The organism is Devosia elaeis (assembly GCF_001650025.1).
Classification (GTDB): domain Bacteria; phylum Pseudomonadota; class Alphaproteobacteria; order Rhizobiales; family Devosiaceae; genus Devosia; species Devosia elaeis.
Genome location: NZ_LVVY01000127.1, coordinates 1 through 1,253, shown reverse-complemented (window position 1 = coordinate 1,253; position 1,253 = coordinate 1). Strand labels below are relative to the sequence as shown.

At 66.3% G+C, this 1,253-nt stretch carries 2 protein-coding genes; both read left to right on the top strand.

From position 1 onward, the window contains the following. Positions 1 to 70: 70 nt before the first annotated feature. On the top strand, positions 71 to 718 hold the full coding sequence (locus A3840_RS16775; protein ID WP_067459571.1) for a S24 family peptidase: 648 nt from the start codon (positions 71 to 73) through the stop codon (positions 716 to 718). Beyond that, the gene (gene aac(6') / locus A3840_RS16770; RefSeq protein ID WP_067459569.1) at positions 685 to 1,170 is read left to right on the top strand and encodes an aminoglycoside 6'-N-acetyltransferase; all 486 of its coding nucleotides are present in this window, start codon (positions 685 to 687) and stop codon (positions 1,168 to 1,170) included. The genes A3840_RS16775 and aac(6') overlap by 34 nt, the downstream gene beginning before the upstream one ends. The last annotated feature ends 83 nt before the right edge of the window (positions 1,171 to 1,253 follow it).

The following is a 1,253-nucleotide window of genomic DNA, read 5'->3' as shown; positions in this document are numbered from 1 at the left end:
GGTGGACCGTGGAGAATACGTTAGGACTGAATTCCGGACACAAGACAACTTTCCTCGCCACGGTCGCAAAATGCTTTCACACAGGGCCATATGGGATGGCATCGACGCATTGGCGCGCCGGCATGGCCATTCGGTATCGGCGCTGGCCCGGCTGGCGGGCCTGGACGCCACCGCCTTCAACATCTCCAAGCGGGTGAGCAAGGACGGGCGCGAGCGCTGGCCCTCCACGGAAAGCATCGCCAAGGTCCTCGACGCCACGGGCGAGAGCTTCGATACGTTCCTGGCGGGCACCGGCGCTTTCCTCCAGGCGGGAGGCTTTGCCGAACCCAGCCAGCGCACCGTGCCGCTGCTGGGCCTGGCCCAGGCAGGCGCGGGCGGCTTTTTCGACAGCGCGGGCTTTCCGGTCGGCCAGGGCTGGGACGAGGTGGAATTGCCCACCCCCCAGGACAATGGCATCTATGCGCTGGAAGTGACCGGGGACAGCATGGAGCCGCTCTATCGCGAGGGCGACCGTATCGTGGTCTCGCCCACTGAACAGGTGCGGCGCGGCGACCGGGTGGTGGTCAAGACGCGCGACGGGGAGGTCATGGCCAAGATCCTGGCCCGGCAGAGCGCCAGGCAGATCGAGTTGCATTCGCTGAACCCGGCCTATGAGCCGCGCATCCTGGATCTGGTGGAGGTGGAATGGGTGGCGCGGATCATCTGGGCAAGCCAGTGAACATTGCTCCTGCGACGGCGGCGGACGCGGCGGACTGGACCGCCATGCGCACCGCGCTCTGGCCGAAAGGCGGGGAAACGGCGCATGCCGCCGATGTCGCGGACTTGCTGCAGGATGCGGGGGAGACGATCAATCTCATCGCGCGGGACGCGGAAGGAAAGGCGCTGGGCTTTGCCGAGGCGGCCCTGCGACGCGATTATGTCAATGGCTGCAAGACCTCGCCGGTGGCGTTTCTCGAAGGGATTTTCGTGATGCCGGAGGCCCGGGGCCAGGGCGTGGCGCGGGCCCTGGTGGCCGCCGTCGAGGCCTGGGGACGCGAACAGGGCTGCATCGAATTCGCCTCCGACGCGGCCCCGGACAATTTCGCCAGCCTCGACATGCATCGCGCGCTGGGCTTCGAGGAAACCCAGCGGGTGGTGTTTTTCCGGAAGGTTCTGGCCGAGCGGGACTAGATAACTGAACCGCGCCATCCCCGGATCGACCCGAGGGCGTTTCCATACACCCAAAAACAAAGAACCCTCGGGTCAGGCCCGAG

Excerpts from the sequence above, each read along its gene's own strand:
- A3840_RS16775 (WP_067459571.1), top strand. The coding sequence starts at position 71 with ATGCTTTCACACAGGGCCATATGGGATGGCATCGACGCATTGGCGCGC.